This window comes from Petroclostridium sp. X23, from assembly GCF_030013905.1.
In the GTDB taxonomy this organism is placed as follows: domain Bacteria; phylum Bacillota; class Clostridia; order SK-Y3; family SK-Y3; genus X23.
Genome location: NZ_CP124862.1, coordinates 2,981,543 through 3,002,902, shown reverse-complemented (window position 1 = coordinate 3,002,902; position 21,360 = coordinate 2,981,543). Strand labels below are relative to the sequence as shown.

15 protein-coding genes, 4 tRNA genes and 3 rRNA genes are annotated in these 21,360 nt (G+C 39.0%); 19 read left to right on the top strand and 3 right to left on the bottom strand.

Annotation, left to right across the window (positions count from 1 at the left end; genetic code table 11):
- Positions 1-50 precede the first annotated feature (50 nt).
- Entirely contained in the window at positions 51-1,112 is a 1,062-nt protein-coding gene (locus QKW49_RS14255) for a hypothetical protein (protein ID WP_282863326.1), read from the top strand.
- 391 nt (positions 1,113-1,503) lie between these two features.
- Positions 1,504-2,880 (top strand): PhoH family protein, encoded by a 1,377-nt coding sequence (locus QKW49_RS14250; RefSeq protein ID WP_282863325.1) that lies wholly within the window; start codon positions 1,504-1,506, stop codon positions 2,878-2,880.
- 73 nt (positions 2,881-2,953) lie between these two features.
- Here the strand turns inward: QKW49_RS14250 and QKW49_RS14245 are convergent, their stop codons facing one another.
- The gene (locus tag QKW49_RS14245) at positions 2,954-3,181 is read right to left on the bottom strand and encodes a DUF1450 domain-containing protein (RefSeq protein WP_282863324.1); all 228 of its coding nucleotides are present in this window, start codon (positions 3,179-3,181) and stop codon (positions 2,954-2,956) included.
- 259 nt (positions 3,182-3,440) lie between these two features.
- Between QKW49_RS14245 and QKW49_RS14240 the strand changes: the two genes are divergently transcribed.
- The 14 genes from QKW49_RS14240 to QKW49_RS14175 all read left to right on the top strand — a co-directional run bounded on the left by QKW49_RS14240 (position 3,441) and on the right by QKW49_RS14175 (position 15,971).
- Positions 3,441-3,517: transfer RNA gene (locus QKW49_RS14240), tRNA-Pro, on the top strand.
- 72 nt (positions 3,518-3,589) lie between these two features.
- Positions 3,590-3,665 (top strand) — tRNA-Val (locus tag QKW49_RS14235).
- 60 nt (positions 3,666-3,725) lie between these two features.
- A tRNA-Thr gene (locus tag QKW49_RS14230) sits at positions 3,726-3,801 on the top strand.
- A gap of 6 nt (positions 3,802-3,807) precedes the next feature.
- A tRNA-Tyr gene (locus QKW49_RS14225) sits at positions 3,808-3,892 on the top strand.
- Positions 3,893-4,082: 190 nt separating this feature from the next.
- Positions 4,083-4,982 (top strand): LCP family protein, encoded by a 900-nt coding sequence (locus QKW49_RS14220; RefSeq protein WP_282863323.1) that lies wholly within the window; start codon positions 4,083-4,085, stop codon positions 4,980-4,982.
- A gap of 124 nt (positions 4,983-5,106) precedes the next feature.
- On the top strand, positions 5,107-6,033 hold the full coding sequence (locus tag QKW49_RS14215; protein ID WP_282863322.1) for a metal-dependent hydrolase: 927 nt from the start codon (positions 5,107-5,109) through the stop codon (positions 6,031-6,033).
- 152 nt (positions 6,034-6,185) lie between these two features.
- A complete protein-coding gene (locus tag QKW49_RS14210; RefSeq protein ID WP_282863321.1) occupies positions 6,186-6,752 on the top strand; it encodes a uracil-DNA glycosylase in 567 nt (188 codons plus the stop codon).
- A 25-nt stretch (positions 6,753-6,777) separates the two neighbouring features.
- Positions 6,778-7,362 carry a uracil-DNA glycosylase gene (locus tag QKW49_RS14205; RefSeq protein ID WP_282863319.1) on the top strand — a complete coding sequence of 195 codons (585 nt, stop codon included), beginning with the start codon at positions 6,778-6,780 and terminating at the stop codon, positions 7,360-7,362.
- Between the two features lie 79 nt (positions 7,363-7,441).
- Positions 7,442-8,305: a copper amine oxidase N-terminal domain-containing protein gene (locus tag QKW49_RS14200; protein ID WP_282863318.1), complete on the top strand. Its 864-nt coding sequence runs from the start codon at positions 7,442-7,444 to the stop codon at positions 8,303-8,305.
- A 187-nt stretch (positions 8,306-8,492) separates the two neighbouring features.
- On the top strand, positions 8,493-8,894 hold the full coding sequence (locus tag QKW49_RS14195; RefSeq protein WP_282863317.1) for a hypothetical protein: 402 nt from the start codon (positions 8,493-8,495) through the stop codon (positions 8,892-8,894).
- 1,038 nt (positions 8,895-9,932) lie between these two features.
- A 16S ribosomal RNA gene (locus QKW49_RS14190) occupies positions 9,933-11,457 on the top strand.
- Between the two features lie 493 nt (positions 11,458-11,950).
- Positions 11,951-14,795, top strand: a 23S ribosomal RNA gene (locus QKW49_RS14185).
- 249 nt (positions 14,796-15,044) lie between these two features.
- A 5S ribosomal RNA gene (rrf, locus tag QKW49_RS14180) occupies positions 15,045-15,161 on the top strand.
- Together the 16S, 23S and 5S rRNA genes form the textbook arrangement of a ribosomal RNA operon.
- A gap of 159 nt (positions 15,162-15,320) precedes the next feature.
- Positions 15,321-15,971 (top strand): ribonuclease H-like domain-containing protein, encoded by a 651-nt coding sequence (locus tag QKW49_RS14175; RefSeq protein ID WP_282863316.1) that lies wholly within the window; start codon positions 15,321-15,323, stop codon positions 15,969-15,971.
- Between the two features lie 78 nt (positions 15,972-16,049).
- Here the strand turns inward: QKW49_RS14175 and QKW49_RS14170 are convergent, their stop codons facing one another.
- On the bottom strand, positions 16,050-16,541 hold the full coding sequence (locus QKW49_RS14170) for a metallophosphoesterase family protein (RefSeq protein WP_282863315.1): 492 nt from the start codon (positions 16,539-16,541) through the stop codon (positions 16,050-16,052).
- 268 nt (positions 16,542-16,809) lie between these two features.
- Between QKW49_RS14170 and aroC the strand changes: the two genes are divergently transcribed.
- Both aroC and QKW49_RS14160 read left to right on the top strand, forming a co-directional pair.
- Positions 16,810-17,910 carry a chorismate synthase gene (gene aroC / locus QKW49_RS14165; protein WP_282863314.1) on the top strand — a complete coding sequence of 367 codons (1,101 nt, stop codon included), beginning with the start codon at positions 16,810-16,812 and terminating at the stop codon, positions 17,908-17,910.
- 47 nt (positions 17,911-17,957) lie between these two features.
- A complete protein-coding gene (locus QKW49_RS14160) occupies positions 17,958-18,935 on the top strand; it encodes a hypothetical protein (protein ID WP_282863313.1) in 978 nt (325 codons plus the stop codon).
- Between the two features lie 88 nt (positions 18,936-19,023).
- Here the strand turns inward: QKW49_RS14160 and QKW49_RS14155 are convergent, their stop codons facing one another.
- On the bottom strand, positions 19,024-20,004 hold the full coding sequence (locus QKW49_RS14155) for an OB-fold nucleic acid binding domain-containing protein (protein WP_282863312.1): 981 nt from the start codon (positions 20,002-20,004) through the stop codon (positions 19,024-19,026).
- A 252-nt stretch (positions 20,005-20,256) separates the two neighbouring features.
- Between QKW49_RS14155 and QKW49_RS14150 the strand changes: the two genes are divergently transcribed.
- Complete coding sequence (locus tag QKW49_RS14150) at positions 20,257-21,333, top strand: FIST C-terminal domain-containing protein (protein ID WP_282863311.1); 1,077 nt, start codon at positions 20,257-20,259, stop codon at positions 21,331-21,333.
- Positions 21,334-21,360: the final 27 nt, after the last annotated feature.

The window sequence follows — 21,360 nt, the reverse complement described above, 5'->3', positions numbered from 1 at the left end:
ATCTATCTTTCTAATATGATGTATTAGAAGTAAGAATGGGAGGTTACAGTGTGAGTGAAGATTTTAAAAACATATTTAAAATCGCAAGCGTCTATACGGGAACAATCCTGGGAGCAGGATTTGCTTCAGGACAGGAAATAACACAATTTTTTGTAGTGTATGGTCCTCAGAGTATCTATGGTTTGGCAGTATCATCAATATTATTTGCGCTTATAGGTATGGTGGTTCTAAATAAAATTTATAAGAGGAAAATTCGTAGTTATGATCAATATGTAACGCCTTTAGTTGGAAAAAGAGCTGAACGTTTCATTGAGATGTTAGTGTGCCTATTCATGTTATCTAGTTTTTGTGTAATGGTCGCAGGAAGTGGAGCGATTCTCTATGAGAAGTTTGGCGTTGCCAAGGAATTTGGAATCGCGGTAATGGTGATTTCGTGTTTGATCGTATTTCTTTTTGACGCCAAAGGAGTTGTGGCAATAAACGGGATTTTGACACCGATTATGCTGACAGGTATTGTTTTTTTAGGAGGATATATTCTTATTTTTAAGGATACAGATGTAATATCGCTAGCGAATGCAGCACATAAAGCAGCCTATAATTGGTGTACTTCTTCATTGGTATATGTAAGCTACAATACGTTGACTATTATAGTTATTATGACGGCACTGTATCCTTTGCTGACAAACAGGAAAGTGGCTGTATTGGGAGGAATGACGGGAGGCATGGCATTAGGCTGTATAGCATTTATCCTGTGGGGAGTACTGCTTATGTTTTACTCGGATATTCTACCATATGAGATCCCGTTTCTTCACATTGTCATGAAAAAAGGTAAAGTAGTGGAATTAATTTATATATTTATATTATATTGTGCGATGTTTACTACTGCAGTATCTAGTGGATTCGGCTTTTTAAATAGGGCTGTACATTGGATAAAAATCAATAAGACCCTATGTATCTTCTTGTTCTGTGGATTATCTGTACCCCTTGCGCAAATAGGGTTTTCAAATATGGTGAAAAATATCTATTCTGTGTTTGGTTATTTGGGGATGTTTATGGTCGTGTTAATCTTATTTGATGGAATAAGGGAGTTTGCTTCAAATCGCAAAGGGTAATGTGTTATGGAAAAGAGGTTGTCATAACACATTAATATATTTTTTACATGTATATAACAATATATTAATCAAATATATATACAATATAGGAAATGTGATAAAAGTGAAGCCCCAGGCTTTTGGCGCGTCAAATATTGCGGATCGGTATACTCGATAGCATATCCCGACCCAAATCAAAATATAATTTAATAGAATGTCCAAAGCTTTATTGCAGCATATAGCTGTTTATACCCATGTTTAATGCTGTGATAGAACTTTTGATAGAACAAAAAATGTTTTGCTGTGATACGTGAGCTGAATAGGTATAACAACGGCATGTACGGAAGGAGTGAACTCATTAGAAAAAGTTATACTGCGCGTATAACAGCAAAATAATGAATGGAGAGATACTGTGAAGAAAACCTATGTACTGGATACTAATGTATTGCTTCAATCACCGCAAGCCCTGCAATCATTTGGGAATAATATTGTCGTACTGCCGGAAGTAGTATTGGAAGAATTGGATAAATTCAAGAAAGAATCCAATGAGCTAGGGGCGAATGCAAGGTATGTAGCACGTTATCTTGATAAATTAAGAGAAAAGGGGAGGTTAAGTGACGGAGTATCTCTGGAAAACGGTGGAATTATTAAGGTTGAAATGAATCACTATCATGTAGAACTGCCCAAGAGTTGGGATAAGTATTCGTGTGATAATAGAATACTCCAAGTATGTAAAGGACTAAAGGAAGACGGTCATTCCGTATTTTTAATAACAAAGGATATTTTTGAGAGAATAAAAGGTGATATTGTAGATGTAATCGCGCAGGATTTTTTCAATGAGCAGGTTCAAAAGTATGAGGAACAATATACCGGGCGAATTGAAGTCTATACGCATCCTGATAAAATAAATGAGTTTTATAGTAATCATAAGCCAATAAAAGCGGAAGATGTGATGGTTTATGCTTCAGAGAGTAAACCGACGATCCCTGACTTGGAAGTCAATCAATTTATGATTATCCATTCGTTTAATAACTCTAAGCAAACCGCATTAGGAAGGTTTGATGGAAAGGAAATAAGACCGTTGAATTATTTAAATATAAATCCATTTGGGGTTAACCCAAGAAATGCAGGGCAAAAATTTATGCAGGAAGCATTATTCGCGGATGCCGACAGAGTACCGCTTGTTATTGTAAAGGGGCCGGCCGGGACGGCTAAGACATTTTACGCTTTAGCAGTAGGTTTGCACAAAATTCTTGAGGAGAGAGATAAAATATATAGAAAAATACTTGTTTTCAGGCCAAATGTAATGATGGATGAGGAATTAGGATTTCTTCCGGGAACAGAAGAAGAAAAAATCGCTCCTTTTATGAGACCCATACGTGACAATCTTGAAGTATTGATTGATAATGATGATGAACGTCGTTACAGTAATGAGAAGGAGCTTAAGGACAAAGTGGATGAGTTATTTGACAGAAAGATCATAACCAGTGAAGCTATCGCGTATTTGCGAGGCAGGTCGCTCAACCGTCATTGGGTGATCATAGATGAAGCACAAAACTTAACACCCAAGCAGGTAAAGGGAATTATTACCCGAGCCGGAATGGGAACGAAAATCATACTTTTAGGAGACCCGCATCAAATTGATCATCCATTTCTGGATGAGCGGACAAACGGCTTGTGCTATGCGGCTGAAAAGATGAAAGGTAGCAAGCTTTGCTGTCAGATTACTTTGAGTGAAGATGAATGTGAACGCTCACCGCTGGCATATGAAGCGGCTACAAGGATGTGATAAAATCATAAAAAGGGCATATCTTTTTGCAGAAGGATATGTCCTTTTTATGATTCGGCAAAGATCTCGGAACTTATTCAGTTTCCGCAGCTTGTCTGATTTTAGCATCAAGCTCATCAATATCATCGGCAGTAATAAGTACATCATTTATTACTGCGATAGGTCCTTCGGCGCATTCACCGCAATGTCCCATACAAGGGTCGATTTCTATTTCAAAGTCTTCATTTTCCAGATTGCCGGCCAAATCGTCTGTACCGAACCCAAAATTATTCTCACAGAAATGGATAACAGGTTTGTCCATTAGAATCTCTCCTTTTTCCAGTTAGGAATATTAAAATTACATATATCTATTATATCCAATTGTGTTAATAGTATTTATTTGGTGAAGAGGAGCAAATAGCGAATTGATTTATCTATAGAAATAAGTAGAATGGTTCAGATATATCGAGTAAAAATCATTTAAATGGGAATAGAAAGCTATAAAAGGTCAAAACACTATTTGAATAATTTGAATAAATGTATTAAGATATAAAAGTCGCTGCAAGCGGCAAACGAAAAAGCGGGGTTTAGCGCAGTTTGGTAGCGCACATGGTTTGGGACCATGGGGCCGGGGGTTCAAGTCCCTCAACCCCGACCATTAATTGACACATTAAAGTCCTTGACATAAGAATGAAGATGTGTTAATATAGTTTCTGCTATTAAGTTTTATGGGCGCATAGCTCAGCTGGGAGAGCACCTGCCTTACAAGCAGGGGGTCATAGGTTCGAGCCCTATTGTGCCCACCATATACAATTAATAGTGAATAATTAAATGGTTTAGTTATTAATTATTAATTAAATAAATGTGCTGGTGTAGCTCAGTAGGTAGAGCAGCTGACTTGTAATCAGCAGGTCGGGGGTTCAATTCCGTCCACCAGCTCCATTATTTGGAGGGGTTCCCGAGTGGCCAAAGGGGGCAGACTGTAAATCTGTTGTCAGTGACTTCGATGGTTCGAATCCATCTCCCTCCACCATAGCTGTAGTAGAGATACTACAGTTTTTTGTTATGAAAATTTATTTTTACTATTGAATGTTTGTTTTATAAGGAGTAATATAGTAGAGAAATAAGAGAATGTATTTGTTGTTATAAAATTATAGAGATATTATCAGTTTAATCTGTTATGTTGGAATAATGGGGTAATATAGATAAGAAAGGGTCTGGAAATGAATATAAAGAAGTATTTTATTTTGGTATTTAGTATTGTAGGGGTTTTTGTTGCTGCGGCAGGAGGTTTTATTGTTGCAGGACTAATGAACGAGTCTCAAGCGTCACAGGATGAAAACAAGTCGGAGATTGTAGATAAACAACAGTTTTTTCAACTAAACAAGAAAACCAATGTGTTGATTATGGGAACAGATAAGAGTGAGCTGCGTTCTGACGTAATGATTCTAGCCAGTCTTGATTCTAAAAATAAAAAACTCAATATGCTGTCTATTCCACGGGATACAAGAATAAAAATTGATAATAAATATCAGAAAATTAACGCCGCGCTGAGTATCGGTAAAGAAGAATTAGCGATACGTAAAGTGAAAGAAATTACCGGTATGCCCATACATTATTATGTTACTGTGAATTTCGGAGGCTTTAAAAATATTATTGATATATTGGGAGGCGTGGACTTTGATGTGCCTCAAAATATGAACTATGATGATCCTCTTCAGAATCTTCATATTCATCTGAAGAAAGGAATGCAGTACCTAGATGGTGACAAAGCAGAGCAATTTGTAAGGTACAGAAAATATCCTGAGGGGGATATAGGGAGGATTAAAGCACAACAAGCATTTATAAGGGCGCTGGTTGAACAAAAATTAAAGCTTGAATATATATCAAAGATAGATGACCTATATAAGGCTATAAAAGAAAACTTAGAAACAAATATCGGTGCGTTGGATGTTACAAAAAATCTGTCGGCAGTTAAAGCTCTATCTTCTGACAACGTCCAAATGTTTCAGTTGCCCGGTGAAGCAAAAATGATTAATCAAGTATCTTATTTTATTCATGATGATGAACAAACAATAAAGCTAATAGAAGAAAATTTCGGTTATAAAATAAGTTCCAATTAATATGGTTGTGAGATATTAACAGTAACAAAAGGCTGCTATATATGTTATAATGTTAAAATAGATCGCTTTTAAGCCTAACAGAAGAGTTGGGCTTTTTTTAGGGGAAGAATGTGAGGTGAGAGTCATGGATCCGGTAACGCATGCACTGATTGGTGCAGGGATATCAAAACTAGGGGGACAACCCATGACCATGGATAATCCTGCTTTTGTAGGCGCTGTACTTGGGGCAATGGCACCTGATTTAGATATTATACTCCAGAAATGGGGAGATTATGTATACTTAAAAAATCATCGGGGTATATCCCATTCATTTGTAGGATTGCCGATTTTCGCTGGATTGATAACCTTATGCTTGATCCCGTTTTATCCGCAGATGAGCTTGTTAAGTGTATTCTGGTGGACGTTGTTGGGATGTTTTTCACATAGTGCCATAGATATGCTCAACTCATATGGCGTGCAATTTTTATGGCCATTATATAAGAAGAAAATAGCGTTTGGACTATTTATTATCTTTGATCCTGTGATTTTTCTGACGTTAGTGCTGCATCTCGTATTGGAAGGTACGGCTGCCAAGGCGGCTTTAGTGGGGTTAGTATCGTATCTTGTAATACGTACATCTATGTTATATGGTGTTAAGCACAATATCAAAAATCATTTTGATGTAAGTAAAAGCAATGTAAATATTATGCCATCTATGATAGGGCTTTTCAAGTGGCATTTTATTGTGCATATGGCTGAAACGACGATTGTTGGAGAAAAAAATATTTTTAAGAAGCAGGTTAAAATTTTCCGAGAGCTGCAGCTATTGGAAGAACAGTTAATAAATAAGGTTATTAATGCACCTGTTGCAAAGTTTTTTGCAGAGTTTACTCCGTTTTATCATATTATGTGGGATGAAGGGAAGAAGATATTTAGATTTATTGATGTTCGTTACTATATTAGAAATACGTTTCTTCATCATGCAACTGCAACAGTAAATGATGATTTTGAAGTAATTGATCAGAAATTCCATCCCTATTCTATGAAGAGGAATGTAGATATACCGGCTTAAAAGTAATATATAATTATATTCGGTTAATAAAAACTGTAGAAGCACATGCTTTTGCAGTTTTTTTGTATTTCATATATAAAGTGATGTGTTAAATGTTGACGATGTTTTTCAATATTATATAATAAACAGAAAAGAACTATCGATGGGGTAATATGATGAAGTGGTTGGATTGGGAAAACTTAAAAAAGCACTGTGAAATATGCACTCAATGTGGGCTTAGTCGGAATAGAACCAATGTGGTTGTTGGAGAAGGGAATCCCAATGCTCCTTTGATGTTTATTGGTGAAGGTCCTGGAGCGGAAGAGGATAGGACGGGGAGACCATTTGTAGGAAAAGCGGGACAGTTGTTGACCAAGGCAATAGAAGGAATCGGATTAGCGAGAGAAGATGTATATATTGCAAACATCGTAAAATGCAGACCTCCCGGAAATAGAGTACCAAATCTCGAAGAAGCCCAGGCGTGTATTCAGTATTTAAGAAATCAAGTGATGCTTATAAAGCCTAAAATTATTGTTTGCTTAGGTGCCACGGCAATGAGACATGTGATTGATCCTAATATGCAAATAAGTAAAGTTCGCGGAGAATGGATAGACAGAAAAGGATACTGGTTGATGCCTACTTATCACCCAGCAGCTTTATTGAGAGATGAGTCAAAAAAAATTCCATTCTGGGAAGATTTTAAAAAAATTAGGGAAAAGCTAAAGGTAATTGAAGATTAATCTGGAATGATTGGAGTGTATAAAAGTGAGCGATAAGCAGAAACGACTGAATGAGCTATATGGGGAATATAAGGAAGTTTTTAAAGAAAAAGAAATCGTATTAGGGGATGGTAACCCTGAATCGCAGCTTCTGCTGATAGGAGAGGCGCCGGGAAAGGATGAAGTCAGACTCTTGAAACCATTTGTGGGGATGGCTGGGAGAAACCTCAATGAGTTTCTTGAAATATTAGAGATTGATAGAGATGCTATCTATGTTTCCAATGCTATAAAATATAGACTGTCAAAAGTCAACCCTAAAACCGAACGAATTATCAATAGGCCGGCTACACAGGATGAGATACGAAAAAATAGGGAGTATCTTTTTCGCGAAATAGCCATTATCCAACCTAAATATATCATTACATTAGGAAATGTTCCCTTGCAGGCAATAACGGATGACAGCAAGATAAGAATTGGAGATGTGCACGGGCAAATGATGGAAATACATATAGAAAAATCAAGTTATATCCTGTTTCCGCTTTATCATCCTGCAAGCATTATATATAATCAGCAGTTAAAAGGCGTATATCTGGATGACTTAAAGAAATTAAAAGAGTTATTGAAAGATTGAAAATGTAGAAAATTCCCCCGAAAAAAATGTAGCTTATTCGAATTATATATCATAAAAAGTGAAATGGGGGTATATCAATATGAAAAAAGTAATAAGCGCTGTAATTATCGGGACAATGATTATAACTAATGCATCCTTTGCAATGGCGAAAGAGGACGGGAAAGGAAATGGAAAAGGACAAGTACATATTGCAACTCAACAGGTAGATGCTGAAAGTGTTGACCAAGAAAATACTCAAGTAGTGGAAACTGTTGATGAAGAAACTATTGAGAATGTTCAAACACGGGAAGAGGTAAAAAGCAAGATAAGACAAATCAAGGAGGAATATAGAACTGCTAGGAAGCAAATGGAAGCGGTTAAAGATCAATTTTCTGAAGCAGGAAATAATAAGGAAGCAAGACGGGCAATTCTTGATGAGATTGCCGCACTGAAAAAAGAAGCTAAAGATAACACGATTGGGTTATTTGCCAGAGGTAAAGATGTAAAGTTCGATGTTCCGCCGGTGATAAAAGGAGGCAGAACGCTAATTCCTGTAAGAGCTGTTGTGAATGCACTGGGAGCTGAAGTTGCCTGGGATGCAGAAACTAGAACGGTTACTGTTACAAAAGCAGTGTACGGAGCAGAAGATGACAGCCAGATGATTATTGAACTTGAAATAGATAGTAATATCGCAACGGTTAATGGGGAAGAAGTTGATTTGGATGCGGCTGCTGAGTTAAATAGCAGCAGAACTTTCGTACCTTTAAGATTTATTGCTGAAACCTTCGGTTTGAAAGTAGATTGGGATGAAGACAGCAGCACTGTTGTAATTGAAGAAGGATCTGAAGATGAAGAGGTATCGGAACAGGAAAGTGATAGCACAACAACTGAAGAGACTACACAAGAAGAGCAGAGTGATGAAGGTGCTGCCGATGACAGTACGGATAATGTTGATGAAGAGTAACAGATTAACAATTAAGTGTTATTAATTGTAATATTTGAAAAAGATAGAGATAATAAGAAAGCTGGTGACGTTTAAAGCGAAAACAGCTTTCTTATTTGAATAAATGACTAAAAGTATAAGAAAACAACAATTGTATTAATACTGTGATGCTGTTATAATCTGATTATTATTATAATGGGGGAACGGTATGGTTCTGCTGAGATGTGATGTGAAGTATATATGTTTGCTAATTCTGTTAATGATGTTTATCGTACTGTTAGCGAATGTGTATTTGTTAAATGAACTCATAAGTGCCGGTGATTCGATATATGATATGGAACATGCTATTTTTAATAGTTATTTAATGAAGGGTATAGTATATAGCTCCTTGGTTTCTAGAGAGAAACCGGCAGTTCCCAGCGTGCTGAGGTTTGTGAGGATAAGAAATTTATTGTTCATGACACTTACTATAGCTGCTTGCTGTGTGATGCGTATTAAAAAAGGATACCGGACATTGGAACCGTTGTTTTACAAACCATATAGAAAGCTATATCTAATCGCTAAGGTTAATTTTGCGAAATACAAAGATGGGAGCCTCCTTATAAGCTAATTAGAGCTTTGAAGGGGGTGAAGAGATGACTACAGAGAACTATATTATGATGGGAGTATTTTTGCTTATTTGTGCTTTATCAGGCTGGTACTTCGTAAAAACCAGTAAGGCTGATAATAAAAGTAAATGAGGATAGAGTTTATCTATATTAAAGGCGGGATGTTTAAACATCTCGTCTTTTAATATATAAGTGGACGGAATACCACATGGGGACAGTTCCTCAGTAGCATGAAGAGCATATGCCACAGACGAACCGTCCCCAAGTAGCATTATAGTTCTTTATCTATATAATTATTTGATTTAGGTATAAATAAATGTATAAAAAGAGTGTTGGTGGTTTAAACTACCAGCATAAGACAACTTTATTTAGTGAATAGTGAATAGTGAATAGTAAATAGTGTGAAATCTATCGAATGAAACTATTGGCGAGGACTAAATTGATACAGAAGAGTCACACTGATTGAGTGGATAAAACTTCCCCAAAAAAGTGTTGACAGATGCGAGAGATTATGTTAACATAGCTTTTGACGCTTTAAAAATAGTTCACAGTTAGCGGTTCACAATTCATAGCAGTGGATAGTGGAAGTGAAGAAAGCGAGCGGATTTGAGAAGACTTTTGTTGCATAAAGCGATACAGTAATTACCAGTAAAAAGTTGTTGACAAAGAAGTTTGATTATGTTAAGATAACTTTTGTCGCTTCGAAAGAGCGATGAAAAAGTTACCAAAGAAAAAGCTATTGACAAACAGAGTTGATCATGGTAAGATAGCTTTTGTCGCTTCACAAGAGCGATGAAGAAATTACCAAGAAAAAAGCTGTTGACAAACGAAATAAAGTTTGATATAATAGCAAAGCTGCTTCAGTGAGCAGTACTAAATTGGTCTTTGAAAATTGGATAGCGTAAGAGGTTCTCGTTTAATATAGTTAATAATTAATAACGAATAGTTAATAATTATTGATGATTTGAGAAAACTTTAGCGTACTTTATAACAAAGTAAAGCTAGTGATAATTTTGAGCTAATTAAACGTTCAATAAATTTTTATTGAGAGTTTGATCCTGGCTCAGGACGAACGCTGGCGGCGTGCCTAACACATGCAAGTCGAGCGGAGATTGGTTGAAGATTTATCGGATGCCAATTTTAGCGGCGGACGGGTGAGTAACGCGTGAGTAACCTGCCTTATACAGGGGGATAACACATCGAAAGATGTGCTAATACCGCATGATATCAGATAGTCGCATGGCTGTTTGATCAAAGGAGCAATCCGGTATAAGATGGACTCGCGTCTGATTAGCTGGTTGGTGAGGTAAAAGCTCACCAAGGCGACGATCAGTAGCCGACCTGAGAGGGTGATCGGCCACATTGGGACTGAGACACGGCCCAGACTCCTACGGGAGGCAGCAGTGGGGAATATTGCGCAATGGGGGAAACCCTGACGCAGCAACGCCGCGTGAAGGAAGAAGGCTTTCGGGTCGTAAACTTTTGTCTTCTGGGAAGAAACATGACGGTACCAGAGGAGGAAGCCACGGCTAACTACGTGCCAGCAGCCGCGGTAATACGTAGGTGGCGAGCGTTGTCCGGAATTACTGGGTGTAAAGGGCGTGTAGGCGGGACTGCAAGTCAGATGTGAAATACCGGGGCTCAACCCCGGGGCTGCATTTGAAACTGTAGTTCTTGAGTGCAGGAGAGGAAAGCGGAATTCCTAGTGTAGCGGTGAAATGCGTAGATATTAGGAGGAACACCAGTGGCGAAGGCGGCTTTCTGGACTGTAACTGACGCTGAGGCGCGAAAGCGTGGGGAGCGAACAGGATTAGATACCCTGGTAGTCCACGCCGTAAACGATGGATACTAGGTGTTGGGGGTATCGACCCCTCCAGTGCCGGAGTTAACACAATAAGTATCCCACCTGGGGAGTACGGCCGCAAGGTTGAAACTCAAAGGAATTGACGGGGGCCCGCACAAGCAGTGGAGTATGTGGTTTAATTCGAAGCAACGCGAAGAACCTTACCAGGGCTTGACATCTACAGAATCCCAAAGAGATTTGGGAGTGCCTTCGGGAACTGTAAGACAGGTGGTGCATGGTTGTCGTCAGCTCGTGTCGTGAGATGTTGGGTTAAGTCCCGCAACGAGCGCAACCCCTATTGTTAGTTGCCATCATTAAGTTGGGCACTCTAGCGAGACTGCCGGTGACAAATCGGAGGAAGGTGGGGACGACGTCAAATCATCATGCCCCTTATGTCCTGGGCTACACACGTACTACAATGGCCATTAACAGAGCGAAGCAAGACGGTGACGTGGAGCAAATCGCCAAAAATGGTCCCAGTTCAGATTGTAGGCTGAAACTCGCCTACATGAAGTCGGAATTGCTAGTAATCGCGGATCAGCATGCCGCGGTGAATACGTTCCCGGGCCTTGTACACACCGCCCGTCACACCATGAGAGTCGGTAACACCCGAAGCCTGTGAGCTAACCGTAAGGAGGCAGCAGTCGAAGGTGGGGCTGATGATTGGGGTGAAGTCGTAACAAGGTAGCCGTATCGGAAGGTGCGGCTGGATCACCTCCTTTCTAAGGAGCAGAGCTCCAGTTAATAGTGAATAACGAATAGTTAATAATTATTAACGGATGGAGCCAATCCTATGGTCGATAGATCATATTAGTATGATCTTCACGAGAACTCTTACGCTATTTAATTTTGAAAGACCAAGTTCTTTTTAGTGAATAGTTAATAGTGAATAATGAATAGTTTAAAAGCTATGAATGGAAGCTGTTAGCAGTCACTAAGAAAATGATCTTTCAAAAGTTAATAGAAGATAACTGTTCATTATTAGTTATTCACTATTAACTAAACAAAATGTACCTTGAAAACTAAACAATGTAAAGACATGAGGAAAAGATTAAAAAAGGGTAATCGCAGTGGAACCACTGTATTACACTACAATTTTAAAGGAAAACTTTACTCATATAATTCTTAAGGAGAACACCAGACTGTTGAGGTGAAAAGCAGTAGGAAGATGAATAACACTATTCATTATTCACTACTAACTATTCACTAAACAAAGGTCAAGCTAATAAGAGCACAGGGTGGATGCCTTGGCATTAGGAGCCGACGAAGGACGCGATAAGCTGCGAAAAGCTGCGGTAAGGCGCAAATAGCCATTGACCCGCAGATATCCGAATGGGGAAACCCGGCTGGAGCAATATCCAGTCACCATGCAGTGAATTCATAGCTGTATGGAGGAATACCCGCTGAACTGAAACATCTAAGTAGGCGGAGGAAGAGAAAGAAACATCGATTCCCTAAGTAGTGGCGAGCGAACGGGGAAGAGGCCAAACCTGAAGTAGCAATACTTTAGGGGTTGCGGACTGCAATATGTATCATGAAGGTTAGCAAAACTACCTGGAAAGGTAGACCATAGAGGGTAAGAGTCCCGTATGTGAAAACCGAAGTGAGCTAGCAGGATCCAGAGTACCATGGGACACGAGAAATCCTGTGGGAAGCAGGAGGGACCACCCTCCAAGCCTAAATACTACCTAATGACCGATAGCGCATAGTACCGTGAGGGAAAGGTGAAAAGAACCCCGGGAGGGGAGTGAAATAGAACCTGAAACCCTGTGTTTACAAGCAGACAAAGCACATTAAGGTGCGATGTCGTACTTTTTGTAGAACGGTCCGGCGAGTGTATGTAACGAGCAAGGTTAAGGTGTTAAGCACCGCAGCCGAAGGGAAACCGAGTCTTAAAAGGGCGCGCAGTTCGTTGTATACGACCCGAAACCGGGTGACCTACCCATGGACAGGTTGAAGCGGAAGTAAAATTTCGTGGAGGACCGAACCCACCAATGTTGAAAAATTGGGGGATGAGCTGTGGGTAGCGGAGAAATTCCAATCGAACTCGGAGATAGCTGGTTCTCCCCGAAATAGCTTTAGGGCTAGCCTCGGATTAATTTAGCGGAGGTAAAGCACTGAATGGGCTAGGGGCCTTATCCGGTTACCGAACCCTATCAAACTCTGAATGCCGCATAAATGATGTCCGGGAGTCAGACTATGGGAGATAAGTTTCATAGTCAAAAGGGAAACAGCCCAGATCAACAGCTAAGGTCCCTAAATAGATTTAAGTGGAAAAGGATGTGGAGTTGCTAAAACAACCAGGATGTTGGCTTAGAAGCAGCCACTCATTTAAAGAGTGCGTAATAGCTCACTGGTCGAGTGATTCTGCGCCGAAAATGTAACGGGGCTAAAATCTATACCGAAGCTTTGGCAGTAGCAATACTGGGTAGGGGAGCTTTCTATGACAGGTTGAAGCATGACCGCAAGGACATGTGGACGAGATAGAAGAGAGAATGCCGGAATGAGTAGCGAGAATTATGTGAGAATCATAATCGTCGAAAACCTAAGGTTTCCTGAGGAAGGTTCGTCCGCTCAGGGTTAGTCGGGAGCTAAGGCGAGGCCGAGAGGCGTAGTCGATGCACATACGGTTGAAATTCCGTAACCACCGAAGCCGATAAGTATATAAGGGACGCAGGAAGATAGTCTGACCGCACCGTTGGTTGAGTGCGGCGAAAGGGAGCGAAAACAAGTAGCGAAGCAGACGATTCTACACTGACGAGAAAAGCTTATATATTGGTTAGGTGCCCGTACCGCAAACCGACACAGGTGGGTGAGGAGAGAATCCTAAGACGAACGGGAGAAGCGTTGTTAAGGAACTCGGCAAATTGACCCCGTAACTTCGGGAGAAGGGGTGCCAGGGTGACCTGGCCGCAGAGAATAGGCCCAAGCGACTGTTTAGCAAAAACACAGGTCTCTGCTAAGTCGAAAGACGACGTATAGGGGCTGACGCCTGCCCGGTGCTGGAAGGTTAAGGGGAATGCTTAGCGCAAGCGAAGGTGTGAACTTAAGCCCCAGTAAACGGCGGCCGTAACTATAACGGTCCTAAGGTAGCGAAATTCCTTGTCAGGTAAGTTCTGACCCGCACGAATGGCGTAACGACTTGGGCACTGTCTCAACAACGTACCCGGCGAAATTGTAGTACCGGTGAAGATGCCGGTTACCCGCGACAAGACGGAAAGACCCCATGGAGCTTTACTGTAGCCTGATATTGGATTTTGGTATTTCATGTACAGGATAGGTGGGAGACTGAGAAGATAGCACGCCAGTGTTGTCGGAGTCGACGTTGGGATACCACTCTTGAGATACTGAAATTCTAACCAGTACCCGTAATCCGGGTATGGGACACTGTCAGGTGGGCAGTTTGACTGGGGCGGTCGCCTCCAAAAGAGTAACGGAGGCGCTCAAAGGTTAGCTCAGCGCGGTCGGAAATCGCGCAAAGAGTGCAAACGCATAAGCTAGCCTAACTGTGAGAGAGACACCTCGAACAGTAACGAAAGTTGGAGTTAGTGATCCGGCGGTATGAGAGTGGAATTGCCGTCGCTCAACGGATAAAAGCTACCCTGGGGATAACAGGCTTATCTCCCCCAAGAGTCCACATCGACGGGGAGGTTTGGCACCTCGATGTCGGCTCATCGCATCCTGGAGCTGTAGTAGGTTCCAAGGGTTGGGCTGTTCGCCCATTAAAGCGGTACGCGAGCTGGGTTCAGAACGTCGTGAGACAGTTCGGTCCCTATCTGTCGCGGGCGCAGGAGATTTGAAGGGAGCTGTCCTTAGTACGAGAGGACCGGGATGGACGCACCTCTGGTGCACCAGTTGTCATGCCAATGGCACAGCTGGGTAGCTAAGTGCGGAAGGGATAAACGCTGAAGGCATCTAAGCGTGAAGCCCCCCCTAAGATAAGATTTCCCATAGCGTAAGCTAGTAAGGTCCCACGTAGACTATGTGGTAGATAGGTCGGAGGTGGAAGTGCAGTAATGTATGGAGCTAACCGATACTAATAGACCGAGGGCTTGACCAAAAGAGCAATGAACAGTGAATAATTAATAATGAATAATTATTAAGAGCATGGTTCGTTGCAGGTAGATAGAATATATGAAGAAGGTTTTTCCAAAGCCTCAGTCTTACATTGTATAGTTTTGAAGGTACATTACCTTTAAAGTGAATAGTTAATAGTGAATAACGAATAGCAACAGGCTATTAACTGGAAGAAATACGAAGTATTTCAACAACAATTATTAATTATTCACTATTAATTATTAATTGGTTTTCCGGTGATTTTAACGTGGAGGCTACACCCGTTCCCATTCCGAACACGGTAGTTAAGCTCCACAGTGCCGATGATACTTGGAGGGTGACTTCCTGGGAAAGTAGGTCGTTGCCGGAACTGAAAAAAAGCACATCCATTAGGGTGTGCTTTTTGTTATTGGGAAAAATGTACATTGTCCATTGAAACATTGTACATTTTATTTTAGATTATAGCTCATACAAACTGAGATTTATGGTATAATAAAGCACAGAATACTAATTTAGATGGAGCATAAAAATGATTATTAATAAGACTTCCTTAGAAGTAGAAGCAATAGATGTTGAAAGCTGCTTGCAGGTACAGGGAGATAAAGAAGTGTATAAAAATGCAGTATATTTGGATTTAGAGCATTTTATTTATAAGATACCGAAGTGTATAGGTGTTTTTGGTGTGTGCTATTTTAACGGTAGTAATAATACGATAGAGTCTGAGCAGTATATGATACAGGATAAGCACGATGCTAAAGATATATTAAATATTATAAAAGATTTTTTTACTGCTAGCCAAAGCAGATATATTATTACTTTTGCCGGCGAAAATGATTTTTCTGTTATTAATTATCTATTCAAAAAAAATAAGCTGACTTTTGATTTTGAGAGGAAGTTTACGCTAGTGGATTTACAAAAGAACTACTTAAAGCAAACAGGGAATACCACAGGACTCAAAAATTTAGAGAAGATATTCGAGATTTCCAGAGGTGGGGAGTTGATTAGCGGTTCTAATCTTGCAAAAACCTTTGGACGAGTTATAAAAGAATATGGGTATGGACAAAGAATGAGTAAAGAAAAAGCAGATAAAATATTAAAATATAATCTTGAAGATGTTATTAATCTGTTTTATATTACAACACAATGGAATAAGTATGTCTCATATCCAAGTAAAGACTAGATAGTAGATAAGTATATTTATAATCATAAATAGTAGTCCATGATCATAGCATCTGCACTATTCCTTATTCACTATTAACTATTCACTAAATAAGATGTGTTTGGGTGTTATTGTATGTGTAATATCTAGAAGACCGATAGAATAGTATTTATTTCTTCTTTTATCTGTTGGGGAACCGGGATTGAATAATAAAATATTGTTATGCATCTGGCAGTAGGGGATATGGCTATGTCCAAAAACAATACAGTCTATCGTATCATTTTTAAATGTCTTTATTGCCCTATCCAGGGTAGTACCTTTTATTCCATGACCATGAAAAATCCCTATCTTGATGCTGCCCACATTTATAATTTTCTTTTGTCCTAACATTTTAACAACAGCTAAAGGATCAACATTACCTGCAACTGCTGTAACAGGTGCAATTTTCTCTAATGTATGTATAACATCTATCGTCATAATATCTCCAGCATGAATAATATGGTCAACATTACTAAATGTTTCTATTACTGCATGAGGCAGCTTTTTTGCTCTTTTCGGCACATGCGTGTCAGATATTACTCCAATCACCATAAGTAATATTCTCCCTTTAAAAAATGTACAATGGACAATGATTCAATGTACAATATACTGGCATAAAAAACACAAACACACAGTGTTTGAACCATCATTGTTAATTATTAATTGTTAATTGAAACTCGCTTTCTTGTGATTTTATTTTGGCATGAAATAAGTACTTCTATTCTTGCATATAGTATAAAAATACGGTATTATGCTATTTAGAGTTATTATAATTTTTGTTGTATGGCGCATTGCCAATAGCAATGAAAGGAGAACATAAATGTCTGGTTCTATTTTAGGTAAAAACTTTACTATTGCGACTTGGGGAGAATCTCACGGCAAGGCATTAGGGGTAGTTGTAGACGGATGTCCCGCCGGTATTTCCCTTTGCGAAGATGATATACAAAAAGATTTAGATAAGAGGAAACCGGGGAATTCACCTTTTTCTACTCCAAGAAAAGAAGAGGATAAAGTAGAAATTCTATCTGGTGTGTTTGAAGGGAAGACTACCGGAACACCCATTTCGTTGATTGTATATAATACCAATCAACGATCATATGATTATTCGGAAATATCTCAGTGTTATCGCCCGGGACATGCGGATTACACTTATGATGAGAAGTATGGTTTCAGAGATTTCCGCGGAGGCGGACGTTCATCGGGCAGGGAGACTACTGCGAGGGTAGCTGCCGGAGCTATCGCCAAGAAGATATTATCGGAATTGAATGTAAGTATTCTTACTTATACAGAGTCCATTGGCGATATTAACATTGATAAATCGAAATTTGATGCTTGTGAAATCTATAAGAACTTTTTATGTATGCCGGATAAGGAAGCTGCTGAGCGAGCTGCTGACTTTTTGAAAAAGCAGAAGGAAAAGGAAGATTCTGCGGGAGGCATCGTAGAGTGTGTTGTTAATGGGCTCCCCAGCGGAGTGGGAGAACCGGTTTTTGAAAAGCTTGATGCGATGTTAGCAAAAGCACTTTTTTCCATAGGCGCAGTAAAAGGCGTGGAAGTCGGAAACGGATTTGCAGCAGCAAAAATGTCCGGTTCGCAAAACAATGACTTTTTGCAATATAACGAAGATAAAAAGATTGAGAAAATGACGAATAATGCCGGAGGAATTGTGGGGGGGATCAGTGATGGGTTTCCTATCTTATTAAGGGCAGCTTTCAAACCTACACCTTCAATACATGCGGTACAAAAAACAGTAAATAAAAAAGGAAAAAATATCGAACTTCAAGTGGAAGGCCGTCATGACCCAATTATTGTACCACGGGCAGTGATAGTAGTGGAAGCGATGGTAGCACTTACCCTAGTAGATTATTTGTTGCAGCGCATTTTTTCAGATATGAGTCTTATAAAAAAAGCATTGCTATAAAAATGAATAGGGGGGATTTTTGTATTTAGTGATGGAGGAATCAGTGTTTGGATAAATTCGTGTACTCTCTCGGACTAATAGTACTTGGGATGATTTTAGGTCAAACTCTAAAAGCATTCACAGTAAAAGGAATTATAAAACCGTCAATACAGATGGAAAAATATATTAAATTATTACAAGATATATCTTTGTTAGGATTGGTGCCCGTCATCAGCATGGGAGCTTTTTGGGCATTAAAAATAGATAATATGATATTTATCTCCTTGCCTTTCTTAGGTGTTGCGGGGTTTGTTATCGGAGGGGGATCAGCACTTACTGCTGCTAGATTCTTAAAATTGAATAAAAAGCAAAGAGGATCTATGTTTGTATCCGGATGCTTTGCCAATCTTACTTCTTTTGGAGGTTTGATATGCTATGTCTTTTTGGGAGAGATAAGCTACGGATTTGTTTCCATGTATAAATTATTTGAAGAAGTGTTCTATTATACCATTGGCTTTCCAATAGCAAAGTCATTTGGAGATTATGACAAGGAGGACACGTCGGCAGTAAGCAACTTAGTACGCCTTTTATTAGATCCCTATATTATCGTGTCATTTTTAAGTATTTCAATAGGTACGAGCTTGAATATATCAGGTGTTGCGAGACCGGAATTATATAAGACTATTAATGCGGTGTTTATTCCACTGTCATCTCTGTTGTTGGTTACATCAGTAGGATATAATATGAAGTTTAGTGCGGTAGGTAATTATTTAAGGGAATGCTTTATTATTACAGTTATAAAGTTTGTTGCGACACCTTTACTAATTACAACAGCAGCATATTTGCTAGGATTAGGGACTATACATGACGGACTGGTCTTAAAAGTGGTAATGATTTTATCTGCCATGCCCCCGGCATTTAATTCATTGATTCCGCCTCAAATATATAATCTGGATAAAGATTTGGCAAATTCAAGTTGGTTATTTAATACCGGCGCATTGGCAGTTGTATTACCGGTGTTGTATTTTGTACAGAAATCGATCTAAGAAGAGATTTGCAGTTTGCGGTTTACAGGTCACGGTCAAGGATGTTATACTCGTTGTGAACCGTGAACCGTGAACCAACATATCGTTTCTATGCTAATGACTTCTCCTCATTTTCATCATATAAGCTATATTTATAAACTTTTCTGTTTTCCAGTGACCATATTCTGTCTGAAAAGCTACCTTCCGAAATATTTTCCAAAGCTTTTTTCATATCATACATACGGCTGTCTATAAGATCTATATAGTGCAGCAGTTCGGCTTCAGGGAACATAGGTTTTTTAGGACTTCCGAATTCCGGCTCATAATGATGGGATAGAATCATATGCTGAAGCAGTACCGAAATCTCGGTGTCTGCGTTTAATTTCTTTGCAGTTGTTTCTATCATTTTAATTGCTTGAATAATATGCCCTAGCAATTGGCCTTCACAAGTGTATTCTGATACCATGCCCAGGTCGTTAGCGTCCATTTCATAAATTTTCGCTATATCATGAAGTATGACTCCTCCAAAAAGCAAATCAGTATTTATGAAGGTATATATTTCGCTCAGTTTTTCTGCTGTCATTAACATAGTCATAATATGATACAGCAAACCGGAACGTATTGCATGATGATTTTTCATTGCGGCGGGAAATGTCATAAGCTTTTGTTTATGATCTTTAAGAATATGGCTTACAATCATTCTTATATCATGATTATTGATTTTGGAAGTATAATCAAGCAATTGATTGTACATATATTCGGCGTTGTAGGGGGCGGTTTGAACGAAATCAGCGGCATCAATATCATCTGCAGCTGTGGATAGGCGAATCTTTTCAATTTTTAATTGAAGCTGATTTTGCCATTCTCCGACTACACCTCTAACTTTTACTAATGTATTTTGTACATACTTAGCTTCATCATCTTCGGAACAATTCCACAGTTTGGCATTTATTTCACCGGTTTTATCTGATAGTAGGAAGTCCATAAATTTGCTATTATTACTCGAAGTCTTACATTTTAATGATTTTATAAGATAAAAACCTTCTATTTTAGCATTTAATTCAAATTCGTTAATAGGTATGCAGTCCATAGGTATTCTCCTTTGTAGTTAAACTTTGGTAAATTATTTATATATTATCTCATAGTTTGGACGATATGCCAATTCTTTCGATAACAATATACATGTTACATGATGTATAAAAATTAGTGAAAATAATTTACTCATTTGTTATGGAAAAATTTTGTCGAATAATATATAATGAAACACAAAAACAACAGCATGAGGTTACAGACGTTGAGCGGATAGAGTATGATTCATAAAAAACAATAAGGGGGAGAAGGCATGTACTTTAAAACAATCAGTGAAGTACTTAATTATATAGAGAGCCAACCGGTTCTGGTATCGGAGCAGTTGATGATTATGGTAGCAGACAAGTCTTCATGGCATTTAAAAGAATTAAGGGATTATCTCAATTATAAAAATGTTAAGTTTTTTGGAGGCATATACGCAGGATTATTAGTGGGGCATAAGCTCAAACCGGAAGGATTTATTATACTTAAGATCCAACCGATATATTCTTGTTTGGTTCTGCCGTATATGATGAGGTGTAATTTGGATATGCAAAGCCTCCAAAATGCAACAGCGATAGTGATGGTTGATGGTTTGTCGGGTAAAATGCAGGATCTAACCGATACGATTTATGGAAAGTTAGGCAATAATGTAAAGTACGTTGGCGGAGGAGCAGGGTTTTATGATTTAAAACATAGGCCTTGTATTTTTGATAATAGAGGCTTATATGAAGATGTTCTTTATGTAGCTATTGTTAAATCAGAGGTGAAGCTAGCTGTAAAGCATGGATGGAACAGGTTGGAAGGACCTTTTTATGTCAGTAAATCTGAAGGGAATATATTGTATGAACTAGATAACGATAGTGCGTTTGAGGTATATAAACATGTCATAGAAGATGCAGAAGGTATAACGCTTTGCAAAGAAGATTTCTTTGTGTACGCAAAAGAGCATCCTTTTGGAATTGCGCAGCCGGATAAAAATGATATCGTAAGGGATCCTATCATGTTGAATGAAAATAATGAAATCATAGGGGTAGCAAGTATTCCACAGGGAAGTGATGTATATGTTCTGAAAGGAGATATGAATACATTATTGTCTTCCTCTCTGAAAATTGCTGAAGAATGCGCGGCAATAGCACCTGCAGTATATATTCCTATGCTGTTTGATTGTATTTCAAGAGCGATGTTTATGGAAAAAAGATTTGAAGAAGAGCTGAAAAATATTCAGGCAAAGCTGAAATATCCTGTGGAGGGGGCACTGTCTATCGGAGAGATTGCATCAAAGAGTGACGGTCAGTTGGTAATACATAATAAGTCAACAGTTTTGGGGTTATTAACAGGTAATAAATGATTAGAAAATAGCATGGGGCTGCCCTAT

Bases quoted from the DNA above. Each gene is read 5' to 3' on its own strand.
- QKW49_RS14200 (WP_282863318.1), top strand. From the start codon at position 7,442: ATGAAAAAAGTAATAAGCGCTGTAATTATCGGGACAATGATTATAACT.
- QKW49_RS14150 (WP_282863311.1), top strand. From the start codon at position 20,257: ATGTACTTTAAAACAATCAGTGAAGTACTTAATTATATAGAGAGCCAA.
- QKW49_RS14170 (WP_282863315.1), bottom strand. From the start codon at position 16,541: ATGGTGATTGGAGTAATATCTGACACGCATGTGCCGAAAAGAGCAAAA.
- QKW49_RS14175 (WP_282863316.1), top strand. From the start codon at position 15,321: ATGATTATTAATAAGACTTCCTTAGAAGTAGAAGCAATAGATGTTGAA.
- aroC (WP_282863314.1), top strand. From the start codon at position 16,810: ATGTCTGGTTCTATTTTAGGTAAAAACTTTACTATTGCGACTTGGGGA.
- QKW49_RS14215 (WP_282863322.1), top strand. From the start codon at position 5,107: ATGGATCCGGTAACGCATGCACTGATTGGTGCAGGGATATCAAAACTA.
- QKW49_RS14155 (WP_282863312.1), bottom strand. From the start codon at position 20,004: ATGGACTGCATACCTATTAACGAATTTGAATTAAATGCTAAAATAGAA.
- QKW49_RS14220 (WP_282863323.1), top strand. From the start codon at position 4,083: ATGAATATAAAGAAGTATTTTATTTTGGTATTTAGTATTGTAGGGGTT.
- QKW49_RS14195 (WP_282863317.1), top strand. From the start codon at position 8,493: ATGGTTCTGCTGAGATGTGATGTGAAGTATATATGTTTGCTAATTCTG.
- QKW49_RS14245 (WP_282863324.1), bottom strand. From the start codon at position 3,181: ATGGACAAACCTGTTATCCATTTCTGTGAGAATAATTTTGGGTTCGGT.
- QKW49_RS14210 (WP_282863321.1), top strand. From the start codon at position 6,186: ATGATGAAGTGGTTGGATTGGGAAAACTTAAAAAAGCACTGTGAAATA.